Below are 25,102 nucleotides of genomic sequence, written 5' to 3' on the forward strand. Positions count from 1 at the left end.
CCTTCCACGTCGCCACGTGATCGATCAGGTCCTGGGCTCGGAACCTGAAACGAGATCGGTGATCGTGGCCGGGTTGACGCCGCAGACGCGCAGAACGCTCCTGGCGAGCGCTTCGGTGGCGTCCGGCAGCGTCATCCTTCCCGCGTTCACCGCGTCTCCGGCGGCGTGGCCGAGTGTGACGACGGCGGTCGCGAGCCACGGGGCGGGGACGTCGGTGGTGAACTCGCCGGATCGCCGGCCTCGGGTGAGCAGCCGGTCGAGGTGGTCGACCACCGGTTGGTGGCGAGCGTGGTCCGCTTCGACGTCGGCCGTGGTGGCGATGCTCAGCAGTAGCGGGTAGCGCTGAAGTGTTCGCCAGCTCGCGTCGAGCAGGCGGAGCAACGCGTTGGCCGCCGGGCCCTCGTCCAGACGTGCGGCATCCATTTCGGCGACCGCCTCGCCGGTGATCACGTCGATCACCGCGCCGATGAGTGCCTCGCGGGTCTTGAAGTGGGCGTAGACGGTCTGCCTACTCACCCCGGCCGCAGCGGCGATGTCCTCGACGCTCCCGTGGGGTTGGGCGGCCAGGATCTCCTTCGCGGCCAACAGGATCGCGCCGGCACTGCGGTCGGCGTCGGAGCGGCGCCGCCGACGCCGGGGAGTCGCTATCTCGGACACATTGTCAAGATTAACAAAGGTGGTTATGTTTGACATCATGTCAGATTTAACCAGTAGAGTTGGTCGTCGTGATGTGCTGCGGGCGGGTGCGGTCATGGTCGCCGCGGGGACGGCCGCCGCGGCCGTGCCCCTGGGCCGGGCTGCTGCGGCCGCAGGGGAACGCGTCCTCGCGCTGACCGGTGTCACGGTGATCGACGCCACCGGGTGCCCGCCTGGGCGCGATATGACCGTGCTCGTCCACGAGGAGCGCATCGTCGCGGTCGGACGCCGCGAAGCGGTTCGGGTGCCGGCCGGTGCGACGATCTTGGACCTGCCCGGGAAGTTCGTGATCCCCGGATTGTGGGACGCGCACGTGCACAGCATTCCCGCCGAGCGGATTTCTCCGCCGCTGTACCTGGTCAACGGCATCACGGCGGTTCGGGAGATGTCCGGTTCGGCGCTGCTGCACGAGTGGCGTGACCGGGTTGATCGCGGCGAGTTGTTGGGGCCGCGGTCGGTCATCGCGAGCCGGATCGTCGACGGCGCACCGACCATCGGCGACCCGGCGGCCTTCGTCGAGGTCGCCACCGAGGCACAGTCCCGCGAGGCGGTCCGGCGAGCCAAACGGGATGGCGCGGACTTCGTGAAGGTGTACTCGCGGCTGCCCGCCAACCTGCACCGCGCGATCGCCGAGGAGGCGCGCTGGCAGCGTATCCCGTTCGCCGGGCACTGCCCGGACGCGGTCCCGCTCAGTACGGCCAGCGCGGTGGGCCAGTACAGCATCGAACACCTGTACTCGACCTGGTACGACACCTCCGCCCGCGAGAAGGAACTGCGCGCCCGGATCGCCGGGCTGACGGTCGGCCGGAGTGACTACGTCGCCTGGATGCACGAGATCCACCGGCTGGAATGGGACGCCGCCGGCAGTTACAGCCCGAGGAAGGCAGCGGCCGTGTTCGCCACGCTGGCCCGCAACCGCACCCGGATCGTCCCCACCCTCGCGGTGTACCGGGTGCTGGACCGACCGGACGAGATCGCGCTGGACGACGAACGACTGAAGTACGTGCCGGTGGCAGTGGTCGAAGGCTGGCGCTGGGCGCTGGAGAACATCGTCAAAGGCGGTTGGACACCGGAGGAAACCGCCCAGCGCCACGCCCTGCTCGATCACCGGCTGGCGTTCGTGGGCGAGCTGGCCCGAGCCGACGTGCCGGTCATCGCCGGTACCGACAGCGGCGACATGCCCTTCGTCATCCCCGGATTCAGCCTGCACGACGAACTCGCCACGCTGGTGCGCGCCGGACTCTCACCACTCGACGCGCTGCGGGCCGCGACCATCGAACCGGCACGCATGCTCGGCCTGGACGACACGCTCGGCACCGTCGAACCGGGCAAGCTCGCCGACCTGGTGGTGTTGGACGCCGACCCGCTGGCCGACATCCACAACACCACCCGCGTCCACACCGTCCTCACCCGCGGACGCGTCATCTCCCCGGAGCAACGCACCCGCATGCTCGCCGACATCGCCGCCGCAGCGGCCGAGCCAGCCACGTCCTGAGCTTTCTCCTTGCCACACAACCAAACCTGAGGAGCTTCCCATGCCGATCCGACTCGTCACCGGGCTCGCGCTGCTGTCGACCGGCCTGCTCGCGGGCGCTTTCGGCTACGGCGCGGTCAACGTGGCCACCACGTTCAACGTGGTGCCGCTCGACGTGCGCCTCACCTTCCACTCGGCACTCATGCAGATGAACGGCCCCGTCATGCAAACCACGATGGCGCTGGCCGCGCTGAGCTCGCTCGTCCTCTCCGTCCTGGCACGCGGCACACACCGGTATCTGTCCGGCGCGGCCGGCGTACTGGTCGTGGCCTCGTTCCTGATCACCCGCTTCGGCAACGTGCCGATCAACGGCCAGATCAAGGTATGGGCCGTCACCACACCGCCAGCCGACTACGCGCCGCACCTCCAGCGATGGGAGACCTTCAACATCGTGCGCACCCTTACCGCGCTCGTCGCGTTCGTGCTCGTCATCGTCATCGCCACCCTCGTGACGCGAAGCCGACAGGCCGAACGCGAGCACGCGCTTCCCGCAGCGGCGTGACAACCGAGCCGATAGTCCACTCAGACTCACCAGGAGATCGTTCGTGCGTCCAGTAAGAACTCTGGCATCCCTCTCGATCCTGGCTCTCGCCGCGGCGCTCGCCGGCGCTGGAGCTGCCGCGGCGGCACCCGCGGAAGCGGCTACCGCGGTCCGCTGGACGGCAGCGTGGTCAGCCTCGCCGCAGCGTCCGAGCGCCAACTTCACGCCCAACTGGTCCGAGCAGGGCTTCGCCAACCAGACCGTGCGCCAGTCGGCCCGAGTCAGTCTCGATGGCGTGGCCGTGCGAATCCGGCTCGCCAACACCTACGGGACCACCCAACTGACCGTCACCAGCGCCACTGTCGCGCGCAATGCGGGCGGTGCCGCCGTACGGCCCAGCTCGGTTCGTCGCCTGACCGTGGCCGGAGCCTCGACGTTCACCATCCCGACCGGCGCCGAACTCGCAAGCGATCCGGCGCTTCTGCCCGTCAAAGCGCTGGACTCGGTGACGGTCACGCTGTACTTCGCCGCCCCGACCGGACCCGCGACCTACCACGCCCAGGCGATGACGACGAGCTACCGCGCCACCGGGAACCACACCACGGACACGCGCGCCACCGCGTTCACCGAATCCACCGCGTCCTGGTACTACCTCGCCGGAGTCGACGTCATCGGCGCGGCGTGCGGCCGGGACGGGGTGGTGCTGTTCGGAGACTCGCTCACCGACGGCTACGGATCCACCCCCGGTGCGGACAACCGCTACCCCGACGAACTCGCCGAACGACTGGCCGCCACCGGACACCCGCGCGCCGTGCTCAACCAGGGCATCGGCGGCAACCGGATGACCGTCGACTCCGCCTGGCTCGGCCACAAGGCCACCACCCGATTCCCCCGCGACGTCCTCGACCGGCCCGGAGCCGGCACGGTCATCGTGCTGGCAGGCATCAACGACATCGGCATGAGCGAGGCACGCCAGCCCCTCGCCGCCCCCTACACCGAGGTGTCGGCCGCCGAGATCATCGCCGGACACCGCGAGCTGATCCGCCAAGCCCGCGCTAAGGGTCTGCGGGTCATCGGCGGCACGATGCCGCCGATGAAGGGATCGCGCTACTACACCCCGCTCAGCGAAGCCAAGCGGGACGAGGTCAACACCTGGATCCGCACCAGCGACGAGTACGACGCGGTGATCGACTTCGACCGCGCACTCGCCTGGTCCGCCGACACACACCAGCTCGACCCCGCCTTCGACAGCGGCGACCACCTGCACCTCAACGACGCGGGCTACCGCGCGATGGCGGACGCCGTCACCATCCCCGACCTCGGCTGACGCAACCGCCCACGCTGCGGGCTCAGTCAGCCCAGGCGAGGAGTAACCAGCCTGACGCGACTCGATGGAGAGAGACAGGCTGGAACGACCAGGACTTCGGGACTGGTACCCACTCGTGAAGCCAGGGGCGGGCAAGAGCTGGCACGGATTCACCAGTCTGCGGCAGCGCCCTGGTCAGGTGCGGCGCGGTGCGGGTGAGCAGCACGTGCCGCAGAGAAGGTCATCAACAACCGAAACGGCTGGTACTCACACCTGGTAGGTGTCTTCGAGTACCAGCCGCTCGGCTGTTGATGTTGCCCATGTTCTGTGTGCCCCCGGCAGGAGACGGCTCTGCACTAGCGGAACCCCTTGTGTGTGCTCTGCGCTGTGGTTTTTGTGTGTCTTTGGGGTTCATCTGGAACTTCATGTGGGCAGGTACCCACGGCTCGAACCTGTGCGCTCGCGTGGCCCGTCAGGTGTGCTGTCAGGGGATGAAGGGCCATGGACTCCGCTGCGTCCGCCACGCACTCTTGCGCCAGCTTGAGCCCGTCGAACCAACGTCTGCCACGCCGGGAGGACGTCGATCTAGGCGAAGGCAGGGTCGGTTGATGATCGTCGAGAACATTGAGTGGGCGGCAGCGCGAGGGCGAGTCCGGTGCAGGTGAGCTCGGTGAGCGAACGGAAGCGGAAATCACTTTCGCGGCGTCGCTGAACGCGCTGGTTTCAGGACCGGCCTGCTGGTTGCACGCAGATGACGACGGCACTCCCTGGCTTCTCGGTTCCCTGGATCTCCGCGATGGCCCTGTCGTTCAAGGGGACTCTGCGCTTGGGCATCCGTGGCATCCGTGGCATCCGTGGCATCCGCAGCGGCTGGAGCCCCTCGTGCCTCAATTGGGATGACGGGGTGAGAGCCGAGGAGGCCCTGATCGACTTGACGGGTCTGACGGTCTGGATTTCCCGGCGGACGGGCGTCGGTCGAGGACCTGGCCCGTGCGCTGCGGAGTGGTTCACCACGCCGAAGAAGGGACGGTGGGCCGGCAACTCCAGGTCGTGAGCGGCGCCTGGACGTCACTGCCCACGTTGTCCATGCCGCTGACCGGTAGCTCGGCCTGGAGAACGATCACCAAACGGCGTGGCACGCTGACCTGTGCAGAGCGGCGAACGTTCCCGCGCAGGCGACCGGCGAGTCGACCTGGAGTGGAAGGCCGACTACCGCGCCACCCGCCCCGAGGTCGAACGCAAGATCGGCCACCTCATGCGCCGCCGCCACGGCGGACGCCGCGCTCGCGTCCGCGGACAGCTCAAAGTCGCCGCCGACTTCTCACTCCTGGCCGCAGCCGCCAACCTCGCACGCCTCGCCGTGCTCGGAATCGCCCGCACCACAAGCGGATGTGCGACCGCCACCGCCTGACCGGCCCTCGGGCGGCTGCTCAAGGCGCGACACTCGCCCTCACCGCCGTCACACCGGCCGCGACCACGCACGGCTGCCGCAGCACTCGGAGGCGGCGTTGACCTGGGCGGCGATCACGCTGATGACCCCGCCGGCTGACCAGGACAGCCGCGCGGTCCACCACCTGGATGGCGTGAGCGTTCGGCCACCACCAGGGGCTGGACCCGGCACCCTGTCGGGTTGCACGCGGCGGTGCCAGGGCCGACGTGAATCCGGCCCTGGCACCGCGCAGGGTGGTGCGCGACGGGTCCGTCAGCCCTTCGCCGTGTTCAGGATGTAGTTCGCGTACAGGGCGGCCGTCCAGAGGACGTACTCGGAAACCCCACCCCGCTCGTTGCGGCCGTACGCGTGGATCGGGTTGGCATCCGAGTTCCTGGTGCTGCGCAGCCAGTTGAATCGGCCGCTCAGCGCGCCCCAGTTGTTCTGAAGGTCGACGATCCGGCCGTCGAGCACGAGGTCGCCACCCGTCGCGGCGGTGACCATGAAGTCCGAGATGGGCCGGAAGCGGGCCGCCTCCGAGACGAACTGCGCCAACCTCAGCACACCCAGGGCCTGGGCCTGCGCGGTGTTGTTACCGCGGGCGTTCAGGAGAGCCCAGACCGCGTCGTTCAGCGTGCTGTTGTTGAAGTGCATGCCGTACCGCGACGCGCCCGCCACGTTCTGCAGGCTGCCGTAGTCTCCGTTGAAGGCGGTGTCACGCATCCCGTAGACACCTCGGAACTCGCCGTTCTGCCAGCGGGAGGTGGGAGCCGTGTCGCCGTGCTCGACGCGGTTGTACCAGTTGTCGTTCGACCACCAGCCGACGACGTAGAGGTCGGATCGGCGGATCTGCAGCCGGACGAAGTCGTTGGGGCCGCCACCCCAGGCGTGGATGTCCACCTGGAAGTAGTACCGGTTGTACGGGTTGGTGTGGTCGACCGGCACGTTGGTGTCCGGCACGCTCCTGTCCCTGCCCTCGTCCACCGCCGCGCGGACGCCGTTGATGAAGCCCCAGTAGTCGTCTCGCGCGTGGGTGTAGTCGCCCACGCCGATCCGGAAGGTGGGGTTGCCGTCCTCGGCGTGCGCGCTCGGCGCGCTGCCGAGCGGACCGAGTAGCCCGACCGCCAGCGAGAACGCGGCCACCGCGATTGCGGCCGCGCGACGGCGTCGACGGCCGACGCGCCGTCGCGCGCCCACGTCCCGACCGTGTGTCGGCATCTGTTCGGAAACGCCCATGACAGTGGTAGTTGACATGCCTGTGACCTCGCATTAGTCGGTGTGTTTGTGCACCCGGCGTGGTCGGCCTACGCCAAGGCGCGCGGTTACCTGCCGTCGGTGGCTGCGACGGCGGGTTTCGGTCTCTGGAAGCGTCCGCGAGTGGTGCTTGTGGACGACACCGACGATGCAGGCCCGCGGTGGACCGAAACAATGGGGGACGCATTGAGTGGGGGCGGTCTCGATAAGATGGAGGTTGCTGGACCGGCTGGACGCCGGCCGACCGCCGAGGCGCGACCGGTTGAGCCGGATCGTCCGGAAAGGACGGTGGTGGCGGTGGCTGAGGTGGCTGACCAGCGTGGTGCGGCGGGCCTCGGACGAGGGTTCGCGTTCGTCGGGCGCCGCGACGAACTCGGCCGGCTGCTCACCGCCGTCCGGCAGCCACCGGCCGTAGTGATGGTCGAGGGTGACGCCGGCATGGGGAAGTCCCGGCTGGTGCGCGAGGCCACCGCGGCCCTGAGGGCCGAGGGGTGGCCGGTGATCACCGGTTTCTGCCACCCGCTACGCGAGCCCCTGCCGTACGGACCGGTGGTGGACGCGCTCGGCAAGATCGGTCCGTGGCTGGCCGGCACCAGTCTTCCGGCGTCAGCCGGCGCGCTGGCTGCGCTGCTGCCCGACCTGGCCGACCGCCTGCCGCCGGCGCCGTCCCCACCGCAGGGGCCGAGCGCGGCCCGCCATCAGCTGTTCCAGGCCGTGCGCTCGGTGGTGGCGTCGGTCGGTCGAGTGGTCATGGTCGTCGAGGACCTGCACTGGGTCGACGACGCAACCCGTGAGCTGCTCCTGCTGCTCGCCCGCGACCTGTCCGATCAGTTCGCCCTGGTGCTGACCTACCGGGCCGAGGACCTGCCTGGGGCCGCGGTCCTGGGCGCGGCCTACCGTCCGCCACCCGGTGCCAGTGGCACGGTGATCCGGCTGCCGCCGCTGACCGAGACCGAGGTGGCGGAGCTGGCCGGCGCCGCACTCGGCGGCCAGGCCACGCCTGAGCTGTGCGCGGCGCTGCACCGCCGCAGTGAGGGCTTGCCGCTGGTCGCGGAGGAAGATCTGATCACGCTGCGGGACCAGGGGCGCCGCGACGTGCACGAGCTGGAGCGGGCCGAGGCGCCCAGCAGCCTGCGGGAGGCGGTCACTGAGCGGCTGGCCTTGTTGTCGCGGGCCGGGGTGGCGATCGTGGACGCGGCGGCCGTGCTGGCCGTGCCCGCCACCGAGGCGCTGCTGGCCGATGTCGCGGGACTCGACAGCGACCAGGCCGCCGAGGGGCTGATCGACGCGTTGCGGGCGTCGGTGCTGCGTGAGATCGACGCCGGCCGATACGGCTTCCGGCACGTGCTGGCCCAGCAGGTCGCCTACCGGCACATCCTCGGGCCGCGGCGAACCCGCCTGCACCGGCGTGCCATCGACGAGCTCCAGCACCACGACCCGGTCCCGCTGGTGCAGATCGCGCACCACACGCTGGCCGCGGGCGATCGCCAGGGCTGGCTCGATCGCGTCGAGCAGGCGGCCGAGCAGGCTGTCGCGCTGGGCGACACCGGCACCGCGGCCACCCTGCTGCACCAGATCCTGGACCAGTCCGGAGTGGGCACCGAGCGGCGTTCCCGAGCCGCGCTCACGCTCGCCCGGATCGTCAACTACGGCGTCGACTACGCCGCGACCGTGCGCGAGCTGCGGGCCGTGCTGGCCGATCGCCGGTTGCCGGACACCACTCTGGGCGAGATCCGGCTGGGGCTCGGCCTCGTCATGCTCAACATCGGCGCTGACGTGGCCGGTTTCCGCGAGCTCGAACGCGCCGTCGACGAGTTGGCCACCCTGCCGGACAGGGCCTGCCGGGCGATGATCACACTGGCACTCAACGACCGGGACGGCGCCGCCGCACACGGGTGGACGTGGCTCGGCCGGGCCGAACAGGCCGTTCGGGACAGCGCCGACGAGGCGAGCCGGATGGCGGTCCACTTCACCCGGCTGCTGTTGATGGCCGTGGACGGTGATCCCGCCGTCTGGCCGCTGGTGGACCGGCTGCCGCGGCGCGGCGACGACGGCGCGGTACTGAGCCAGATCTCATACGCCCTGGGCAACCTCACCGACATAGCCATCCAGCTCGGCCACGACCGGCGGGCCCGCGATCTGCTGCGTGAAGCCCAGGACCTGCTCGATCGCTCGGACCGTGGACGGTTCGAGTACTTCATCCGCGCCGCAGGGCTGCACATCGACTGGCTGGCCGGGCGCTGGGCGAGGATTGACGACGATTACGCGGCGTTGGGGCGTGCCTACCCCGACGTGAAACAGATCGACGTCAATCGAGCCCTGTGCCAAGGACACCTCGCCCTGGCCACCGGGCGCCACTCCCAGGCCCTGGAGCACTTCACCGCCGCCGAGGCGCACAGCGGCGCCATGTGTTCGGCGGCGGTCAGCATGCGGATCGCCGCGGCCCTCACCGCGGTTCGGCTGGCCCAGGACGATCCCCACGGCGCGTGGGCGATCGCCGAACCCGCGCTGTCGACGCTGCGAGGGCTCAGGTCCTGGGCGATCACCGTGGACCTGGTCGCGGTCGCGGTCGAGGCCGCGTTGGCCAGCGGGCACCGCGCGCAGGCCGAACAACTCGTGACGGAGACCGAGTCCGGTGTGCGCGAACGCGACGCACCGGCCACCTTGGCCGAGCTGGAGCTGGCCAGGGGACTGCTGGTACGCGCCACCGAGCCGGCGCGTGCCGCCGAGCACTTCGCCGAGGCACAGCGCAGGTGGCAGGAGATCGGCCGACCCTACAAGGTGGCCAAGGCCGCCGAACGCCGGGGCGACGCCCTGGCCCGCGCCGGTCACGACCACGCGGCCGCGCACCTGACCGACGCCCTGCGCGGCTACACCGAACTCGGCGCGACCGGCGATGCCGCGCGCTGCCAGCACCGCCTGCGCGAACTCGGCGTCGAGGCGTTGCGGCGACCGGGACGCCGCGGCTACGGAAACGAGCTGTCGCCCCGTGAACAGGAGGTCGCCGAGCTGCTCGCGGGCGGCGCCACCAACCACGACATCGCCCAGACGCTGTTCCTGTCCCTGAGCACGGTGGAGAAGCACGTGGCCCGCGTCCTGACGAAACTGGGCACCGAGCGGAAGGACATCCAAGCCGGCCTGTCGAACTCCGACAGCCACGGATCTTGAGCACGGCACGCTGGTGTCGCACCGCCGCCTGGTCGGCGAACACGGGCCAGGCTGATCTTGATGTTCGCGCCTTCTTGGCGGTGCAGGCGTGTGCAAGTACCACCAACTCCTGATCATCGAGCGCACAACTACCACCAACAGGGCCGCCCGCAGCGTGGAGAGCGCTCCCACACCGCGGAGAAGTCGGGCCACCGCAGCGGGTAGACGCTCGAGCGGCGATCGTGCAGCTGCCGCTGCGATGCGGGCATTCGGAGGCTTCAGCCTGAGCGGCTGGGGCCTGTGTGGCCAGTCGGCAGCGCGAGATCAAGTAGTCAACGAGACGGCGAGTCGGAACGAGCCTGGCCGACGGTCGGCCACCACAGGGGTGCCTGGAGGGCTGGGCCACCGAGGGGGCACCTGAAGGGCCCGGGCCACCTACGTGGGTCCGGGGGCTTGCCCCGGCGTGGGGTCTGGGGGCTCGGCCCCCAGAAAACGCCCAAAGGCGACCCGGTTCGCGCCCTCCGCGAACACAGATCGCCCATCGCCTTTGGTGCCCCCGGCAGGAGACGGCTCTGCACCAGCGGAACCCCTTATGTGCGCGCTGACCTGCGTTTTCTGTGTGTCCTGGGGGTTCATCTGAAACTTCATGTGGGTAGGTACCCAGGGCTCGAACCTGTGCGCTCGCGCGGCCCGTCAGGTGCGCTGTCGGCGGATGAAGGCCATGGACTCCGCTGCGTCCACCACGCACTCTTGCGTCAGCTCGAGTCCGTCGAACCAACGTCCGTCTATGCCGCGATGCGGGTACTCGGAGGGGACCGCCGATTGCGTGGCTGTTGGCTGTCTAGGCAGCCGACGGCGCGATCACACGCTGGTCGACGAGCCGGTGAGGCGGAATGAACTCGGGCCGATGGTCGGCGATCACGAGGCAGTGCCGTCTCAACGGGCTAGGCCCGTCGGAGTGGGGGCCGACCAGCCGGATGGGTCGCCACTAGCCAAAGCGGCTGGTACTCACACCTGGTAGGTGTCTTCGAGTACCAGCCGCCCGGTTGTTGATGTTGCCCATGTTTTGTGTGCCCCCGGCAGGATTCGAACCTGCGCACCCGCCTCCGGAGGGCGGTGCTCTATCCCCTGAGCTACGGGGGCCGTAGCTACGTGGGAAGCATAGCGCACGGCGGAAACCTGGTTTCGACCGGCAGGTCCGTGTGTTCGAGAGGCAGCCGGCAGGCGCCTCACAGGCGTCTTGATCTGCGTATTCAGACTCCGTCGCCCAAGAGCGGTGGCTCTGGGCGAGCGGAGGTGCGCCGGATGGCCTCGATGCTCGTCACCCCGTCGCCAGGTGTGGTCTGCGACACAGTGGAGCATGGACGGAGTCGCACTCGACCGCATAGGACGGTGGGTTTACGTCGCCGGCGGCTCGTAACGCGTGGGCATCCGGCGTTTGCGGCGCCCCTCGGGCATCGCAGGGCCGGCGATCTTGACGAACACGAACAGGAAGGCGATCGCGAAGACGAACGTCGACAACCAGCCCAGGAAGACCTGCGATCGCACGTCCGGCGTCAGCTCCGTGCCCCGCCTCGCGGTGTGGACGGCGTACTCCTTGCCGATGTCCGAGGGTTCCAGCCAGCCGGTCACGGTCCACTTGGTGACGTTTCCGCTCGGCTGGGAGCGGACCTCGGTCTGACACCTGTAGTAGAAGCCGAATCCCCGAGGTGCCACCGGGCCGTGGCGTTCGCAGGACTTCGCCACCGCGACCAGCTTCGCCTTCGCCGGGTCGCCGGGCTCGACCTCGTCCCAGAAGTGGTTGAAGATCGTGGCGCCGAGCAGGTAGCCGAGTGCGGGAACGAGCAGGAAGGCGACGATCCGGTGGAGTGCCTTCATCAGCCCTTTTCTTCCTCTTCCTTCAGCTCGCGCCACGTCTTCCAGCCGCGGTTGTCCACGATCTTCGCGCCCTCCTTGCGGAATTCCTCGGCCATCGCGGGGCCGATGTCCTTCGGGAGGCCGGTGACTCCGTCGACGACGACCTTCTTCGCTCCCGCTCCCGCATCCTTCATCATGTCGACGAAGTTGAAGTCCTTCATCGCGCGGGCGATGTCGGCGTCCGCGCCCCGCTTGAGCACGGTCACGAAGTCGTCGCCGCGCTTGGCGAGGTTCGTGCTGGCGTTGGCGAGCACGTCGTCCAGCTTCTTGAACAGGCCGCCCGCCTTGCTGAACGCTTTGGTGAGCTTGCGGCACCACTCGATGCACTTCTGCGCGTACTTCACCGCGGTGGGCACGCACTCGGCGATGGCACCGGCGATGCCCGCGCCGAGCGCCGCGACGGCCGGGGCCCAGCGCAGGCAGATGCTGATCAGTTTGCCGATCGCCTCGGAGATCAGGTCGCGAACGATGTCGCGGACGACCTTGAGGATCGTGCGGCAGATGGTGATCAGGATTCCCATGCCGCTGGCGGCGGTGCCGATGGCGCCGTAAGTGTCCGCGCGGTCGGTGCCGAACGTGCGGTACTGCGTCGAATCGTCACCCTGCCACTGGCCCGCGTCCTTGTTGACGGTGTCCTTCAGGTCGGCCTGGACCTCGTCGAGGTAGCTTCCGACCGACTGCCAGGTCTTCGCCATGCCGTCCAGCGCGGTCTGGTCGCCGGTCAGCCAGTCGAGTGGTTCCTTGAGGAAGCTGACGTGCTCCATCAGCCAGCCGAAGCCCGCGCTGAACAGGTACGCGAGCGGGTCGGTGAGAGCGGTGGCGATGTCGCCGGCGGCGCTGGCGAGGTTGAGCAGGCCCTCCGCCCAGTTGCCGTCTGAGAAGCCCTTGACCGCTTCGGTGACGTCGTGGAACAGGCCGGCGCCCTCGGTGGCCGGGGTGTCTTCGCCCTTGCGGACCAGCGGGTTCGGGGCCGTGGCCAAGGCGGGCCCCATGCTCGGCGTGCTCAAAACGCACCTCCCTTGAAGCGGTTGGTCTGCATCTCTTCGTTGTTCTTGACGTCCTCACGCCAGTCCAGGACGCGCTTGTGGTGGTCGAGCGCGGCCTCGGCCGCCTCTTTGAGGCTGTTCATCGCCCCGTACTGCGCTGCGGCGCAGAGTGCCGCGAGCGGGATGCCGAGCAGGCCGAACGCCTCGGGGTTCGATGTCGTGTCGGCCGCGCTCATGGCGGTGTTGATGCGCCCTCCGATCTCGTTCAGCCGACCGGCGTGGCTCTGCATCTCGTCGATGTTGATGCGGTAGTTCATCGGAGGAAGCCCCCGTTGCTGAAGTCGTCGTCATCCTCGACCGGGCGGCGCCGGGGCGGCTGCGGCGGGCGGGTCGACTGCGGCGGGGGAGGGGGCGGTGGGGTGTCGTCCTCGATGGCTCCCAGACGCGGCTCGGACGAGCCGTATCCGCCACCGCCCGGCACGTACTGCGGCGGGGGCGGCGGCTGGGCGCTGCGCAGCTTGTCCATCATCAGGTGCATGGCCTCGGAGTCGGCACCCATCAACGGCGACATCGCCTCCTGAACCGTGGTCGCGACACGGCTCTGCGCGGCCTGCACGGTGCGCATGATGTCCTGCGCGACGGACGCGCTGTCCTTGCGCTGCAAGGCCTGGCCGAGTTCCAGGCCGACGAGGTTGCCCGCGTCGTTCACGGTCACGGTGATCTGCCCGTCCGGACTGCGCTCGGTGATGCGCATGTTCGCGAGGTTCTCGCGGATGGCGTCGCTCCTGGCCTGAGCCTCGGCGAGCTTGCCTTCGTACTGGCTGAGCAGCTGTTCGGGATCGAACACGCGTTCCCCCAGGATTGCATCTCGTGCTGAACGCCACCGGAGATTAGTGGATCGCGTTGCTCCGCACTGGCCAACGGGACAATCGGCTGATCAGTCGCGGCGATTGACGCGAGGCGAGGTGGCCGTGAGGTGCATCACCGCTGGCCAGACGAATTCAGGTGCACCGATTGCACTCATGCGCATGTCGCTATATGTTCCTGGCATGGGTCACGGGCACGGGCACGGAACGGCGTCGGGGAGCGGGCAGCACGCCGGCAAGCTGTGGATCGCGTTCGGCATCGGCGCGGTGTTCATGGTGGTCGAGTTCGTGGTGGGCTTTGCGACGTCGTCCCTGGCGCTGATCTCCGACGCCGCGCACATGCTCACGGACGTGCTGGGTGTGGGCATGGCGCTGGCCGCGATCATGGTGGCGCGCCGGGCCAGGGCGGGGAAGAACCGGACGTTCGGGTTCTACCGGGCCGAGGTGCTCGCGGCGTTGGCCAACGCGGTGCTGCTGTTCGGTGTCGCGGGTTACGTGATCTACGAGGCGATCGGGCGGTTCCAGGATCCGCCCGCGGTGCCGGGCTGGCCGGTGCTCATCGCGGCGGCGCTCGGCCTCGGCGCCAACCTCGTCAGCTTCAGCGTTCTCCGGGAAGGCGCCAAGGACAGCATCAACGTCAAGGGTGCGTACCTGGAGGTGCTCGCGGACCTGATCGGGTCGGTGGGCGTGCTCATCTCCGCCCTCGTCACGCTGACGCTGGGGTGGAAGTACGCGGACCCGATCATGGGTGTGCTGATCGGCGTGTGGGTGTTGCCGCGGACGTACAGCCTGGCCAAGAACGCGCTGCACATCCTGTTCCAGCACGCGCCCGAGCGGTTGGACGTGACCGAGATGCAGAAGGCGCTGACGGCGCTGCCCGGGGTTGCGGAGGCGCACGACCTGCACGTGTGGACGCTCACCAGTGGCATGGAGGTGGCTTCGGCGCACCTCACCACCGCGAAGGACGCGGATCACGAGAACGTGCTCAAGGCGGCGCAGTCGTTGCTGGCGACCAAGTACCACATCGAGCACGCCACGTTGCAGGTCGAGGGCGGCTCGTCAGCGCAGCGGTGCCGGGAGCTTTCCTGGTGAGGCAGGCAGGTCGCGGAATCCGTCCTTAGTGGACGGGGCCCCGGTTCGTGACGGAACGGCCTCGGTGCGAGGTTGCGGCACGGTCACCCAGATGCGGCCTCGCTCGAACGGCACCACAAGAGCCTCCCCAGTCACAGCGATGAATTGCCAAGATCTCATCGAAGTATGTCCGACGGGATAGATCCGTTCAGGTGAACGAGAAAAGCCGCGTCCCGTGACGGAACGCGGCCTTTCCGGTTCAAACGAAATCAGTTGCTCGCTACAGAGCAGTGCACTGTCCTGCCTTCGGCCCCTTCACCTCGTTCGGGAAGCCGTTGTTCGACGGTTCCGGGTTGTTGCCCGTGCAGGACAGCGGGCCGCCGACGCTCGAGAAGGCGACGACCGACCTGGTCCTGTTCGACGTCAGTGACACAGGGCCACCGACCGAGGTGTTCTCCAGGGCGACTTCCGACGACGTGGCGTGCGCCGTCACCGGGCCGCCGACCTTCACGCCGACCAGCACCACGGAAGCGGCGTCCGTCGCCGACAGCGGGCCCTTGATCTCGCCGCCGAACATCAGCAGCGTGGCGCCCTTGGCGACCGTGACGGGGCCGTTGATCGTGGCACCGTCCACACAGGTCACGCCCTTGGCCTGCAGGCCGCCGTCCACCGTGCCGGTCACCGTCGTGGTGCAGGCGGGCAGCGGCTTCGACATCAGCTCGAACTCCGCCAGTGCGACGTCCTCCGAGAACTCCAGGCGGTAGAAGTTGTAGCGGCCCGGCGACGCGATCTTGAACGACCGGGTGTACTGCTGCCACTGGAAGTTCTCGCCGGAGCGCTTGTCGACCGTTGCCCACGTCTTGCCGTCGTAGGAGGCCTTGAGCTCCCAGGACGACGGGGACTTGCCCGACTTCGCGTTGGTCAGCGTGTAGAACTCCGCCTTCTCCTTGGCGTCGGCCGCCTTGAAGTCGAACGTGCGGACCACCGCGGAGGTGCCGGAGTTGTTGTCCACCAGAGCAGCCGTGGACACACCCGCGGACACGTCGCGCAGCGGCGTCGGAACCGCGTCACCGGTGGTGATCGAGTCCGGCACGTCGCCTGCGCCCGTACCCCACGCCGACGGCGCCGGGCCCATGTCGAAGTCGATCGTGGCGCCGGCCGCGAGCACGTCGTGCGGCAGCGACGTCTTGTTCCACGCCTTGCCGTTGACCTTCACGCCCTGGACGTAGATGTTCTTCGCGCTGTTCTTCGGCGCGTTGATCACCAGCTTCTTGCCGTTCTCCAGCTTCACGGTCGCCTTGGTGAACAGCGGCGAACCGATCGCGTAGGCCGGCTTGCCCATCTGCAACGGGTAGAAGCCCAGCGACGAGAACAGGTGCCACGCGGACATCTCGCCGTTGTCCTCGTCACCGGCGTAGCCCTGACCCTGCTCGGAACCCACGTACAGGCGCGCCAGGATCTCGCGCACCTTCTCCGCGGTGCGGGCGGGCTTGCCGGCGTAGTTGTACATGTAGGCGATGTGGTGCGACGGCTGGTTGGAGTGGCCGTACTGGCCCATCCGGACGTCGCGCGCCTCGATCATCTCGTGGATCACGCCGCCATAGCCGCCGGGGAACTTGGCCGTTTCTGGCAGCGTGAAGAACTGGTCGAGCTTCTGCGCCAGCTTCTCCCGCCCGCCGTACAGGTTCGCGAGGCCCTGTCCGTCGTGCGGCACCGTGAAGGCCATGTTCCAGCCGTTCGTCTCGGTGTAGTCGTAGCGCCAGTCCTGCGGGTTGTACTTCGCCGGGTCCTCGACGCGCCACGAGCCGTCGATGTTGCGGCCCTGGAAGAAGCCGATCCGCTGGTCGAACGTCAGCACGTAGTTCTGGGCGCGGTTGAGGAAGTACTCGTGCTCCTCGGCGTACCGCTTCTCACCCGTCTTCTCGTGCAGCGCCTTCGCCATCGACGCGATGCCGAAGTCGTTGAGGTAGCCCTCGATCGCCCACGACCACGCCTCGTGCAGCTGGTCGTTCGCGGTGTAGCCGAGGAACACCGACCGGTCCATGCCCTTGCGGCCGACGTTGTTGCTCGGCGGCACGACGGACGCGTTCTTCACCGCGGCGTCGTAGGCGGCCTTGATGTCGAAGTTCGACACGCCCTTCAGGTACGCGTCCGCGAACGCCACGTCGGAGCTCGTGCCGGTCATCAGGTCGGCGTAACCGGGGGAGGACCAGCGCGAGATCCAGCCGCCGTCCTTGTACTGCTGGACGAAGCCCTCGGCCATCTCGCCCGCCTTGGAAGGGGTGAAGAGGCTGTAGGCGGGCCAGGTCGTGCGGTAGGTGTCCCAGAAGCCGTTGTTGACGTAGATCTTGCCGTCGACGATCTTCGCGCCGGTGCGCGTGGGCGTGTTCTCACCGACCAGAGGCGACACCGGGGACGCGTACTGGATCTTGTCGCCGACCTTCTCGTAGCCCGAGTTCGGGTACAGGTAGAGCCGGTACATGTTGGAGTACAGCGTGATCAGCTGCTCCTCGGACGCGCCCTCGACGGTGAGGATGCCGAGCACCTTGTCCCACGCGGCCTGCGCGCGGTCGCGCACCGCCTCGAACGAGTCGGACGCGCTGATCTCCTGGTCGAGGTTGGCGCGCGCCTGGTCGACCGAGATCAGCGAGGTCGCGATCTTCAGCTGGACCGTCTTGTCCGCGAACGAGAAGTAGCCGCCGACCGCGTCACGACCGGCACCGGACAAACGGCCGCTCGCCGTCACCGGCCTGTCGACCTTGCCGTAGACGAACAGGCGGGTCGCGCCGGTCGAGAGGCCGCTCTTGACGTCCGAGAAGCCCGTGACGACACCAGAAGCGGCGTCCAGGGTGAGACCACCGAGGTTGTTGACGTTGTCGAACACCAGGTTCTTCTCACCGGAGTCGGCGAACGTGAACCGGAACACCGCCGCGTGGTCCGTCGGCGCGATCTCGGTCTTCATGCCGTTCTCGAAGGTCACGCCGTAGTAGTGCGCCTTCGCGACTTCGTTGTCGTGCTTGAACGGCAGCGACCGCAGCGCGCGGTCCTGCGTCGGAGCCTTGTCCGACGGCATGACCTGGAACGTCTGGCGGTCACCCATCCACGGGCTGGGCTCGTGGGACGCGGTGAACGCCTGCAGCGTCGGCAGGTTCTGCGCGTTGTTGCGCTGCTGATACTCGTACAGCCAGCTCTGCGAACCCGCGTTGGTCATCGGGGTCCAGAAGTTGAAGCCGTGCGGCACCGCGGTCGCCGGGAAGTTGTTGCCCCGCGAGAACGAGCCGTTCGAGTTCGTGCCGCGCGTGGTCAGCACGTAGTCCGAGGGCTTCGCGTACTGCTTCGTGACGACGTCGCCGATCCTGATGTCGTCGAACCAGGCACCGAACTCCGTCGGGCCCTTGGGGCCGTCGTAGGCGACCAGGATCCGCTTGATCGTCTTGCCGGCCGCGACCGCGCCGATCGTGGACGCCACCTTGTTCCACTGGTTGGCGTACAGGAACTTGCCCGCGCCCTGGCCCTGCGGCGACAGCACCGCGCCGTGCTGGTCGACCGCCTTGAGGTCGCTCAGGTACGTGCCGTCGGAGAACGCGAGATCCACCGACGAGTACGTGCTCGGGTAGTTCAGGTTGTCGGTCACGAAGTCCGGGAAGACCATGTACGACAGCTCGGTCTTCTGCTCGACCTTGATGTCGACGTCGAAGACCTTGTTGTAGCTGTAGGCCCGGCCCTCGGTCGTGTGCCTGCCCTGGGCGCGGAACGCCTTCACGCCCGTCCAGCCGACCCGTGCCTTGGACGTGTAACCGCCCGTGGGGCCGTTGCCGACGACGCTGCGCATGTTCGGCGCCGGTGGGTTCGTGGAGCCGTCGGAGAGCTGCACCTCGGCGAGCTGCACGATGTTCGGGGAGCCGCTGTTCAGCGTGATGTCGAGCTTGTACTGGGTGAACGCCGCCGGAGCGGCGATGTCGTAGAGCTTGGTCTGGAAGCGCTCGGCGAACGTCTCGCCGGTGCGGGTGTCGAGCACGGTCCAGTCGGTGCCGTTGTTCGAGCCCTGCAGGGTCCAGTTCTTCGGGTCGCGCTCGGGGGCGTCGTTGGCCGATGAGAGCGCGTACTTCTTGATCGTCTGAGCTTGGGCGAACGTGAACTTCGCCCAGGCGGTGTTGGTGAAGACCAGCCACTTGGTGTTCACGCTGCCATCGGTGAGGTTCGCCGCGTACTCGCCGGCGTCCGCGTACTCCCCGTTGGCGGTCACCGTGGCGTGCTCGGCGACGTTGCCGGGGATGCCCGTGCCGTCCGAACCGATCACGCCCGCCGACTTCGGCTTGCCCGCCGCGTCGGTCTCGACCGTGCTGATCCACGACGGTTGGGGTTGACCGTCCTCAAAGGACGACGAAAAGCCCACGCCTGACTCCTCGGGTGCGGCGGCCGCGTAGCCGTTGGTGACGCCGCACACCAGTGTCGCAGTGATCGCAACGCTCAACAGTGCCGTTGTTCGTCTCTTCCCCAGTTGCCTCATTGCAACCCTTCCGCCGCCTTGCCTGCCCCGTTCGCGAGGGAGCGTTTCTGCAGGTGACATCGTTGTCAAGAGATCGGCCAGAAACTGTCTTCGAACTTGTCCTCTCAACAGTTGCGCGCGTGGTCCACCGCTCAAGATCTAGACTCGTTCGGTGACCGACCGCAAGCCGCCAGAGGTGGGTACACCAGCGGGCATGCGCGTGCTCAACCAACGCGCTGTGCTGGATCGGTTGCGCCGTCTGGGTGCCGCCACCCGTCCGCAGATCGCGAAGGACACCGGGCTGTCCAAGCCGACGGTCGGACAGGCTCTCGTCGATCTCGAACGGCACGGCCTGGTGCGCCCGATCGGCCGCACGACATCCGGGCCCGGACGTTCAGCCGTGGTCTACGAACCGAATCCGGCCGCGGGGTACGTGCTCGGCGTCGACATCGGGCGGGAACGGATCCGGGCGGCCGTGGCCGACCTGGGCGGATCGGTCGTGGCACGCGTGGACGAGCGCAACCGCAGCCGGTCGGCTTCGGCGCTGGTGCGCACGGTGACGGAGCTGGCCTCGCACACGGTGGCGGATGCTGGGATGGCTCTCACGGACGTCGTGGTGAAGGTGATCGGCAGCCCCGGCGTGATCGACCAGCGCTCGCGGGTCGTGCGGCACGCGCCCAACCTGCCGGGGTGGGAGTCCGCGGGCGTGCTCGACGGGCTGGAATCGTCGCTGGGGCCGGTCGTGATCGTGGAGAACGACGCCAACCTGGCCGCATTGGGCGAGCACGTCTACGGGGCGGCTCAGGACGCTCGCGTGTTCGTGTGCGTCACCGTCGGCACCGGTGTGGGCATGGGCATCGTCGTGGACGGCGTGCTGTTCCGCGGCGCGCACGGGGCGGCGGGCGAGGTCGGGTTCCTGCCGTTCGGCAAGGCCACTTCGGATGTCCAGCGTGGACAGCTGGAGGACGCCGCGGCGGCGGAATCCGTTGTGGCGCTGGCACATGAACGCGGACTGCCGGCGCGCTCGGCCCGTCAGGTGTTCGCCGCCGCGCGTTCGGGTGACGCGCAGGCGCTCGAAGTCGTGCGGATCGAGGCGGAACGGCTGGCGTTCCTGGTGGCCTCCGTCGCCGCGGTGATCGACCCCGAACTGGTCGTTCTGGGTGGTGGCGTCGGGTCGAACGTCGACTTGCTGCTCGCTCCGATGGAAGCTTCGCTGCGCACGATGACGCCGCTGGCGCCCCCGATCGCCGCGGGTTCGCTGGGTGACGGCGCGGTGCTCTCCGGAGCTCTCGCGATGGGCCTGCGAGCCGCCCGCGAACTCGTCTTCGAAGTGACTCTCTGAGAGTAGTCGAGTGACCCCTACCTGGTAGTTCACTCAATTGTCGTAACTGTTAACGGTGTTTTGTGGCTTAGCGTTACCGGAACCTCCACCTGGAGGGTGTTGTGTCCTTCCGTTGCAAGGGGAGTCGGTAGGGGGATGCGGGGGACGTAGCCCCCTACCGGCCGTGCACTGGGCAGGTGCCGCGCCCGCACCATCAGCCTGCCCAGTGCAGTAACCGGGGGTCAGCGCGGTGTGGGCCTGTGCACGTTGGCCACCGTCGACTCGCGATGCGTCGCGTCCGCGATCCACCGACCTGGGATGGACGCGTCGATCACGCCCTCCTCCAGCCACGTGTAGTTGCCGTCCATGACCTGCTTGGCCAGCAGCACGTCGCTGTCGTCGGTGTTCTTCCACAGCCTCTCGAACAGCTCGTCGACCCGGATCCGCGCCTGCTTGGCGAACGCGTCCGCGAGCTGCTGGGAGTTGGGGTTCTGGTCCTGCGCGGCCCGGACGCACGCGGCGCTGATCGCGAACAGCTCGGCGCCGATGTCCACGATCCGGCTGAGGAACCGCTGCTTGCGCTCCATCTTCCCCTGCCACCGCGACATGGCGTAGAACGTCTGCCGCGCCAGCTTGCGCGCCGACCGCTCGACGAACCGCAGGTGCTTGGCCAGCGGCCCGAACTCGGTGTACGCGGCGGGGCTCTGCCCCTTGCCGACGACGAGCGTGGGCAGCCACTTGGCGTAGAACCCGCCGGCCTTCGCCGCGGCCTTCATCTTCGCCTGGCGGTCGGCGTCGGGGTCGATGATGTCGCCGGCCACCGACAGGTGCGCGTCGACGGCCTCGCGCGCGATCAGCAGGTGCATGATCTCCGTGGAGCCTTCGAAGATGCGGTTGATGCGCAGGTCGCGCAGGACCTGCTCGGCCGCGATGCCGCGTTCTCCGCGCGCCGCCTGGCTTTCCGCCGTCTCGTAGCCGCGTCCGCCGCGGATCTGGACCAGTTCGTCCGCGACGAGCCAGGCCTTCTCACTCGCGTAGAGCTTGGCGAGCGCGGCCTCGATGCGGATGTCGTGCTTGCCGGCGTCCGCCAGCTCGGAACTGAGGTCCAGCACGGCTTCCAGCGCGTACGCCGTCGCCGCGATGTAGGCGATCTTGCCCGCGATGGCCTCGTGCTTGCCGACCGGCAGGCCCCACTGCGTGCGCGCGGAGCCCCACTCACGCGCGATCTTCAGGCACCACTTGGCACTGCCCGCGCAGAGGGCGGGAAGGCTCAGGCGGCCGGTGTTGAGGGTGGCCAGGGCGATCTTGAGGCCGGCCCCCTCCTTGCCGATGAGGTTCTTCTTGGGCACCCGGACGTTGTGGAACCTGGTCACACCGTTTTCGAGCCCTCGCAGCCCCATGAACGCGTTGCGGTTCTCGACGGTGATGCCCTCGGCGTCGGCTTCGACGACGAACGCGCTGATGCCACGCTCCGGCACCTGCGCCATGACGACGAGGAGGTCGGCCACGACACCGTTGGTGGTCCACAGCTTCACGCCGTTGAGGACGTAGTCGTCACCGTCGGGCGTCGCGGTGGTGCCGAGGCGCGCGGGGTCACTGCCCACGTCCGGCTCGGTGAGGAGGAACGCCGTGATCTCGCCCTTAGCGCAGCGCGGCAGGAACTCGGCCTTCTGCTCGGGGCTGCCGAACATCGCGATGGGCTGGGGAACGCCGATGGACTGGTGGGCGGACAGCATGGCGCCGAGCGCGGGGCTGGCCGAGCCGACCAGCATCAGGGCCTTGTTGTAGTAGACCTGCGTGAGGCCGACGCCACCGTACTCCGGTTTGATCTTCATGCCGAACGCGCCGAGGTCCTTCAGGCCCTTCAGCACGTCGTCGGGGATCTGCGCGTCCCGTTCGATGACGGTGTTGTCGATGTGGGACTCGGTGAACTCGCGGAGCTTCTTCAGGAACGCTTCACCGCGCTCGCGGTCCTCGGCCGTGCCACTCGGATGCGGGTGGATGAGGTCGATGCGGAAGTGACCGAGGAAGAGCTCCTTGCCGAAGCTCGGTCGCTGCCAGCGGGTTTCCCGTGCTTGTTCGGCGACCTGCCTGGCCGCGCGCTCGTCGACGGTCATGGTTACCTCCGAGTAGGGGTGTGACCCACGTTACTCGGCGGTAGGCGGATGTCCACCGGTCCGGAGGGTGAAACGGGCGCGGGACGTGCAACGTTCGTCTACAGCAGGCCGAGGCTGTTGAACGACATCACCACGATGGTGAACACGCCGGCGAACGAGCCTGCGTCGGCGGTCCAGGTCGCGGATCTGCCGGCGTGGTCGGCTTTCTTGACCAGCACCGCCACCAAGGTCCCGACGACGCCGAACAGAACCGCGATGGTCACGAGTGCCACCTTCAGTGGATCCATCAGGGCGACCTCTTCTCAAGAATAGTTCGTAGGCTCCAGGTGCTACTGTAGCAGGGGGTCGAGACTGGAATGGAGGTCGCGTGGAACGTCTTGAACTCGACCAGGACGTGCATCAGCAAGTGCGCCTGCTGGCGCGAGCCTGGAGCGTGACGGAGAGCGAGGTCATTCGCCGCTTGGTCAACGCGTTCGTGAACCAAGACGCCGTGGCCGCACCCGCCGCACCCGTAGAGCCTGTTGCGATATATGCGGACTACGAGGGGCACCACGTCGAGGCGGAGTTCCATCCAGCCACCAGAAGGGTCTCCATCACGAGCGGCTCACTCACCGGCCGCTCGTTCAAGAGTCCGAGCGGTGCCGCCATCGCCGTGGTCCAGGCGCTGAATCCGAGCGTGCACCCCAACCGCAACGGGTGGTCCTTCTGGTTCATTCAGGAGACCGGCCGAGCGCTTCAGTCGATTCGCTCAAGCAGCAACTCTTAGCAAGTTTGAGAACGCCGTCGTGTGCAACGCGAAGGGCCGCCCCCGCGGAAGCGAGGACGGCCCCTTACGACGAAGACCGGGCTACGGCAGCGGTGCGGCTCCGCGCTTGGCCAGGTAGTCCTTCATCACGTCGAGCTCAGAGGTCTGCGACTTCAGCATGTTGTCGGCGAGCGTCCGCACGAACGGTTGCCCGGCCTGCCTGGCCGCGTACTCGGCCATCGGCGCCCCGCCCACGTGGTGGCGGATCATCAGCTGGAGGAAGTACACCTCGAGGTCGCGGCCCGAGAGCCCGCGCAGCTTCGTGAGCTCCTCGGTGGTGGCCATGCCGGGCATGAGCGGCTGGCCGGGCGTGGCCGTGGTGGCGCCGTGGCCGTGGATGCCGGCGTCGTTCATCCACGCCATGTACACGCCGTCGGGTGACTGTTCGTGCTCGTTCCACATCATCAGCCAGCCCTTCATCCGCCCCACCTGTTCGAGCTGGGTGGAGGCGATGTCGAAGGCGAGCTGCCGGATGTCCGGGTCGGTGGACCGGTCGCGGGCGATGTTGGCCATCTGGATGCCCTGCAGGTGGTGCACCGCCATGTCCTGGCAGAAGCCGACGTCCACGGAGCCGGAGGCCGGTGCCGCGGACGACGTCGAGCCGGGGAGCTTCACGAGCAGGCCGATCGCCGCGCCCAGCAGGAGCACGGCGAGCACCGCCGCGGTGATCACGAGGGTCCGAGCGACCCCGGAGGGACGCTCGGACTCGCTGGTTTCCGGTGAGGTCATCAGCTGGACGGCGGCGTCGAGCCGGAGCCCGACGTCGGGGGCGTGCTCGGCTGTCCCTGCTGTCCTTCGGTGGCGGAGTCGTCCTTGCCGCCGTCCATCGGCACGGCGTCGGGGCCCGGCTTCTCGGCCACGAACGGGGCCGGGTTCGACAGGAACTGCGAGTTCTCGCAGGAGGCGCCGACCTCCGGGTAGGTGTTCGGGTTGCGGCGCAGCGAGGAGATGAACTGGTCGATGCGCTCGTCGTCGGCGTTGTCCACCTTCAGCTGGTGGCCCCACGACTGCAGCGAGATCGGCTTGTCGAGACCGGGGAACGGCGACAGCATCGTGTACGGCTGGCCCTCGGCCCTGGCCTTGAGCTTGTTGAGCGCGTCGTCCTTGACCTGGTCGGGGTTGTACGCGATCCAGACGGCGCCGTGCTCCAGCCCGTGCACCATGTTCTCGGTGCGGACGGCCTTGTCGTAGACGACACCGGTGCAGTCGGCCCACTGCGAGTCGTGCGGACCGCCGAAGGCCGGGGTCTGGTCGTACGCGACGCGCTGGGTCGGCTCGACGTGCCGGGAGCCCTTGTAGTCCTTGATCACGATGCCCGCGAGCTGCGTCGACGGGTCCTTGTTCGTGTCGGACGGCTTCCACTTGGCCAGCGCGGCCTCTTTGGCGTTGTTCGCCTGGATCTGCGTGAACGCGTATCCGAACACGCCGCCCGCGAGGCCCAGCACGGCGATCACCGCGATGATCGTGCCCCACGGCTTCGGCTTGCTCGCCACCACCGAGGAACGGGCTGCGGCCACGCTGTTGCGTGTGGCCTTCGTCTTCTTGCCGCTGGTCATGTCCGCCTCAGATGTCGTCCTGGTCAACCGGCGCCAGTGTAGGGACTTCGTGTCTGATCACTGTCAGCGCGTAGCGATACCACGTGGGTGTTAACACTTGCCGTCTCACCCTCCGAGACCCGGTAAC

At 68.3% G+C, this 25,102-nt stretch carries 19 protein-coding genes, 1 tRNA gene and 1 pseudogene; 9 read left to right on the forward strand and 12 right to left on the reverse strand.

Annotated elements, in window-relative coordinates; genetic code table 11:
- Window positions 1-24 precede the first annotated feature (24 nt).
- A complete protein-coding gene (locus C8D87_RS37285) occupies window positions 25-657 on the reverse strand; it encodes a TetR/AcrR family transcriptional regulator (protein WP_233442476.1) in 633 nt (210 codons plus the stop codon).
- Between the two features lie 25 nt (window positions 658-682).
- On the opposite strand from C8D87_RS37285, the gene C8D87_RS37290 reads away from it, so the two are divergent.
- The 5 genes and pseudogenes from C8D87_RS37290 to C8D87_RS49360 all read left to right on the forward strand — a co-directional run.
- A complete protein-coding gene (locus tag C8D87_RS37290; RefSeq protein WP_112230684.1) occupies window positions 683-2,191 on the forward strand; it encodes an amidohydrolase family protein in 1,509 nt (502 codons plus the stop codon).
- Between the two features lie 40 nt (window positions 2,192-2,231).
- Window positions 2,232-2,732 carry a DUF1772 domain-containing protein gene (locus C8D87_RS37295; RefSeq protein ID WP_112230686.1) on the forward strand — a complete coding sequence of 167 codons (501 nt, stop codon included), beginning with the start codon at window positions 2,232-2,234 and terminating at the stop codon, window positions 2,730-2,732.
- Window positions 2,733-2,775: 43 nt separating this feature from the next.
- Window positions 2,776-4,038: an SGNH/GDSL hydrolase family protein gene (locus C8D87_RS37300; RefSeq protein ID WP_112230688.1), complete on the forward strand. Its 1,263-nt coding sequence runs from the start codon at window positions 2,776-2,778 to the stop codon at window positions 4,036-4,038.
- Between the two features lie 1,126 nt (window positions 4,039-5,164).
- On the forward strand, window positions 5,165-5,428 hold the full coding sequence (locus tag C8D87_RS37310) for a transposase (protein ID WP_233442477.1): 264 nt from the start codon (window positions 5,165-5,167) through the stop codon (window positions 5,426-5,428).
- A gap of 43 nt (window positions 5,429-5,471) precedes the next feature.
- Window positions 5,472-5,574, forward strand: a pseudogene (locus C8D87_RS49360) (IS5-like element IS4811 family transposase); the annotation flags it as partial.
- Window positions 5,575-5,719: 145 nt separating this feature from the next.
- Here the strand turns inward: C8D87_RS49360 and C8D87_RS37320 are convergent.
- Window positions 5,720-6,643 (reverse strand): ribosome-inactivating family protein, encoded by a 924-nt coding sequence (locus C8D87_RS37320; RefSeq protein ID WP_170166729.1) that lies wholly within the window; start codon window positions 6,641-6,643, stop codon window positions 5,720-5,722.
- 354 nt (window positions 6,644-6,997) lie between these two features.
- Between C8D87_RS37320 and C8D87_RS37325 the strand changes: the two genes are divergently transcribed.
- A complete protein-coding gene (locus C8D87_RS37325; RefSeq protein WP_233442478.1) occupies window positions 6,998-9,868 on the forward strand; it encodes an ATP-binding protein in 2,871 nt (956 codons plus the stop codon).
- Between the two features lie 1,050 nt (window positions 9,869-10,918).
- Here the strand turns inward: C8D87_RS37325 and C8D87_RS37330 are convergent.
- From C8D87_RS37330 to C8D87_RS37350, 5 genes are all read right to left on the reverse strand, one after another.
- A tRNA-Arg gene (locus tag C8D87_RS37330) sits at window positions 10,919-10,990 on the reverse strand.
- Between the two features lie 255 nt (window positions 10,991-11,245).
- A complete protein-coding gene (locus C8D87_RS37335) occupies window positions 11,246-11,725 on the reverse strand; it encodes a DUF6346 domain-containing protein (protein WP_112230698.1) in 480 nt (159 codons plus the stop codon).
- On the reverse strand, window positions 11,725-12,771 hold the full coding sequence (locus C8D87_RS37340; protein ID WP_146231472.1) for a hypothetical protein: 1,047 nt from the start codon (window positions 12,769-12,771) through the stop codon (window positions 11,725-11,727). The genes C8D87_RS37335 and C8D87_RS37340 overlap by 1 nt, the downstream gene beginning before the upstream one ends.
- Entirely contained in the window at window positions 12,768-13,067 is a 300-nt protein-coding gene (locus tag C8D87_RS37345) for a hypothetical protein (protein WP_109634740.1), read from the reverse strand. The genes C8D87_RS37340 and C8D87_RS37345 overlap by 4 nt, the downstream gene beginning before the upstream one ends.
- A complete protein-coding gene (locus C8D87_RS37350) occupies window positions 13,064-13,597 on the reverse strand; it encodes a YbaB/EbfC family nucleoid-associated protein (protein WP_170154842.1) in 534 nt (177 codons plus the stop codon). The genes C8D87_RS37345 and C8D87_RS37350 overlap by 4 nt, the downstream gene beginning before the upstream one ends.
- A 202-nt stretch (window positions 13,598-13,799) precedes the next feature.
- Between C8D87_RS37350 and C8D87_RS37355 the strand changes: the two genes are divergently transcribed.
- On the forward strand, window positions 13,800-14,708 hold the full coding sequence (locus tag C8D87_RS37355) for a cation diffusion facilitator family transporter (protein ID WP_112230702.1): 909 nt from the start codon (window positions 13,800-13,802) through the stop codon (window positions 14,706-14,708).
- A 259-nt stretch (window positions 14,709-14,967) separates the two neighbouring features.
- Here the strand turns inward: C8D87_RS37355 and C8D87_RS37360 are convergent, their stop codons facing one another.
- Complete coding sequence (locus C8D87_RS37360; RefSeq protein WP_112230704.1) at window positions 14,968-19,197, reverse strand: GH92 family glycosyl hydrolase; 4,230 nt, start codon at window positions 19,195-19,197, stop codon at window positions 14,968-14,970.
- 151 nt (window positions 19,198-19,348) lie between these two features.
- On the opposite strand from C8D87_RS37360, the gene C8D87_RS37365 reads away from it, so the two are divergent.
- Entirely contained in the window at window positions 19,349-20,518 is a 1,170-nt protein-coding gene (locus C8D87_RS37365) for an ROK family transcriptional regulator (protein WP_170166730.1), read from the forward strand.
- Window positions 20,519-20,739: 221 nt separating this feature from the next.
- Here C8D87_RS37365 and C8D87_RS37370 read toward each other — a convergent pair whose 3' ends face one another.
- Window positions 20,740-22,614 carry an acyl-CoA dehydrogenase family protein gene (locus tag C8D87_RS37370; protein WP_109634728.1) on the reverse strand — a complete coding sequence of 625 codons (1,875 nt, stop codon included), beginning with the start codon at window positions 22,612-22,614 and terminating at the stop codon, window positions 20,740-20,742.
- Window positions 22,615-22,712: 98 nt separating this feature from the next.
- Window positions 22,713-22,877 (reverse strand): hypothetical protein, encoded by a 165-nt coding sequence (locus C8D87_RS46460; RefSeq protein WP_170166731.1) that lies wholly within the window; start codon window positions 22,875-22,877, stop codon window positions 22,713-22,715.
- 104 nt (window positions 22,878-22,981) lie between these two features.
- On the opposite strand from C8D87_RS46460, the gene C8D87_RS37380 reads away from it, so the two are divergent.
- Entirely contained in the window at window positions 22,982-23,380 is a 399-nt protein-coding gene (locus C8D87_RS37380) for a hypothetical protein (protein WP_112230710.1), read from the forward strand.
- An 81-nt stretch (window positions 23,381-23,461) separates the two neighbouring features.
- On the opposite strand, the gene C8D87_RS37385 is transcribed toward C8D87_RS37380, so the two are convergent.
- A complete protein-coding gene (locus C8D87_RS37385; protein WP_109634720.1) occupies window positions 23,462-24,148 on the reverse strand; it encodes a DUF305 domain-containing protein in 687 nt (228 codons plus the stop codon).
- Window positions 24,148-24,975, reverse strand: a complete 828-nt coding sequence (locus tag C8D87_RS37390) for a DUF3105 domain-containing protein (protein ID WP_109634718.1) — start codon at window positions 24,973-24,975, stop codon at window positions 24,148-24,150. The genes C8D87_RS37385 and C8D87_RS37390 overlap by 1 nt, the downstream gene beginning before the upstream one ends.
- Window positions 24,976-25,102: the final 127 nt, after the last annotated feature.

It is taken from the genome of Lentzea atacamensis (assembly GCF_003269295.1).
Classification (GTDB): Bacteria; Actinomycetota; Actinomycetes; order Mycobacteriales; family Pseudonocardiaceae; genus Lentzea; species Lentzea atacamensis.